This window comes from Pseudomonas sp. (assembly GCF_026224925.1).
GTDB lineage: Bacteria > Pseudomonadota > Gammaproteobacteria > Pseudomonadales > Pseudomonadaceae > Aquipseudomonas.
Genome location: NZ_JAMFRV010000108.1, coordinates 1 through 2,660, shown reverse-complemented (window position 1 = coordinate 2,660; position 2,660 = coordinate 1). Strand labels below are relative to the sequence as shown.

Annotated in this window: 2 protein-coding genes and 1 pseudogene; 1 reads left to right on the top strand and 2 read right to left on the bottom strand. The window is 58.7% G+C overall.

The window, feature by feature from the left end:
* Positions 1-479 (top strand): Crp/Fnr family transcriptional regulator (locus tag M0974_RS04945; protein ID WP_297833506.1); only part of this gene is annotated, 479 nt, incomplete at its 5' end.
* Positions 480-1,287: 808 nt separating this feature from the next.
* Here the strand turns inward: M0974_RS04945 and M0974_RS04940 are convergent.
* A pseudogene (locus M0974_RS04940) lies at positions 1,288-2,206 on the bottom strand (nucleotidyl transferase AbiEii/AbiGii toxin family protein).
* A partial coding sequence (locus M0974_RS04935) for a type IV toxin-antitoxin system AbiEi family antitoxin domain-containing protein (RefSeq protein ID WP_297833504.1) occupies positions 2,199-2,660 on the bottom strand: 462 nt, incomplete at its 5' end. The gene M0974_RS04935 and the pseudogene M0974_RS04940, both read right to left, overlap by 8 nt.

Here is a 2,660-nt window from a genome sequence, read left to right as displayed (position 1 = left end):
TGTTCATGGGTGGTGAAAGCACGCCGAGCCGGGCGATTGTGCAGAGCGCGGGTTCCGCTTACCGGCTGGTGGCACAGCGGCTCAAGGATGAGTTCCAGCGCAACGGCGAGCTGTTGCATCTGTTGCTGCGCTACACACAATCGCTCATCACGCAAATGTCCCAGACCGCAGTCTGCAATCGGCATCACTCAGTGGACCAGCAACTGTGCCGCTGGCTGTTGCTTTCTCTGGACCGTCTACCGAGCAACCGATTGACCATGACCCAGGAGCTGATCTCCAACATGCTTGGCGTGCGCCGCGAAGGCGTCACCGAGGCCGCTGGTAAATTGCAGAAGCTCGGCGTGATCGAATACTCCCGCGGCCGGATCACCGTATTGGATCGGCCCAAACTTGAGAAGCTGACTTGCGAGTGTTACGCCGTGGTCAAGAAAGAAACCGATCGGCTGCTGCCCTACCTTCCGCCGCGCAAACTCAATTGAAGGGGAGAGCGGAGGTTGTCCGATGTTCGGCATCGACAGGCAGTTCTTGCTTCCGCCCCTTAATGGAGCATGGCTATCTGCATACATTGTTGATTGACCGTTTCGATATGCGGGCACGTAATTTGCGCTACTGTTAATGCGCAGGCTTTTCGAGGTGAATGTTATGAGCCTCACATATTACGACCATGCCTTGGGCAGAGTCAGAGTCAAACGGCGCTACACGTGGGCGGCTTGGGCATTTGTAGTGGGAACGCTGGCGGGTTCCGCTATATCGGCCTTGCTTCGATAGAAACATCTGCGAGCGCGTCGATCCAGGCCTACTAGGTCCAGTCATGCGCATGAAGATGAGTAACTCTTTTTCGGAAGAGCGTTTTGGCGAACAAACGGCAGCAGTTTGGCCGGCTGCGGGGCTTGGACATGCTTTTGAAAGCAGCCGCTGACGTGGCTTCAAGTTCAGGCTCACCAGACTCACCGTTGAGGGCGGAGTTTCCTGGGCTGGTACCCGCCTGCGTGCCAATAGCGACAATCAACAACTTCGGGATGTTGCGGGGTCAGTTGCGTCAACGCCGCGGTCTTTGCTGCGGCGATATCGATTGCCTCAACCACGCACTCTGCGATAAGGGATGATCTGGCGAGATCCCCTCTGCGGTAAAACCCAACGGTGAACTTCATTGGAAATGTCCGAGAACTAGTAGATGACGGTGGATGTCATTGGACATTTCTAAGTGCAAGCCGTTCATTGCTCAACGCTTCATGGCGAACGGCAGGTTTCGGACGTCGAATTTCGCTGGCAGCGTATGTTCAGCTTTCAGAAGCCCAGATTCTTTTCCAGCATTTTCGCTTGATTCTCAAACGCAGCAGGCCGGCGCTGGCTGAACGTGCGCAGATTGGCCAGCTTCCAGCGTAGGGCCGGCAGTTCTGCCGCGTGCAAGCACTGGAGAAAACTCCAATCGGAGCTGCGCGCGCGTGAGGCTGATCAGGAACTGCTTCTGGTGATCAGTTAGTCGCCGCGGTAGTTCAGTTCGCAGGTGTGCGCGCGTTTCCAGCAGGGTGTCGAGGGCCACGGGTTCCGTGGTCATGCCGACGAAATGGTTGACGTACTCGGCGCTGATGTCTTTGTCGTTGCCGAACAGGACCTCATGGGTCGGGCGGTTGTGCCCAGCCAGGTAGGTCACGAAGCATTCCACCGCTGCGTCCGATAGTCCGTCGAACTCGAACATCTGCCACGCGTCGAACAGATCGCGCGGATGTTGCCGATCCATCGCCGCCACCAGCTTGCTGCCGTACAGTTCGTCCGCGGCAAGGATTGGTAATTCCAATTCCGCGCTAAACATTTGCCTGGTCTTGGGACTCAGTTGTCGCCGCTCGACCGGCAACACCGTGCCGCGGAACACGACGTTGACCTCGACCAGCACCTGGCTGTCGTCGCTATTGATCAGCAGCTTGGTGTCGCCGAGATCCTTGCTGGCGACCGTGCGGGTGCTGAGACCGAGCTTGGATAGTCGGCTGGCAATGGCATCCAGCTCGCCGGCGATGGCTGGGAGGGCCTGCTCGCGTGGCGTTCGCCAAGGCGTGTAGACCACGTCAATGTCCACGGACAGCCGCGGCATATCGCGTACAAACAGGTTGATCGCGGTGCCACCCTTCATGGCGAAAATGTCGTTTGCAAATACGTCGGGCGCCACGGTCAGCAGCAGACGGACGGTGTCGGCATAAGCTTTATCCATGAGGGCTCAAGCTCAGGAGGGTTCCGTCCTTGAGGCGGCTCATCCAGCGCTTGTCGCTGCCGACCGGCAGCGTGTATTGCTGCCGTAGCGCGTCGACGTCTATCACCTTGGTTTCGCGCGCCCAGGTCAGAAACAGGCGGACGGTCTTGACGCTGGTACAGCAGGCCAGTAAGGCGCCAAGCGTGTCCTTGCGCAGATTGCGTAGGCCGTCGAACAGATTGCGAGCCTCTTCCAAGCCCTGATGCGTACCGACTTCGGACAGCAATTCGAGCGTGGCGCGTTCCGGTACCGATACCCACAATCCCTCGGTCACGCCGGGCGGAGTGGTCAGGCTCTTGGCGGCCAGCGAATCATCCGGCCAATCGAACAACCCGGCGGACACATAGCGCGCCGGAAAGCGCGCAGTGAACCAGTCCGGCAATGCGAAGCGTGCGTCTCCCCACAGCACCAGCGG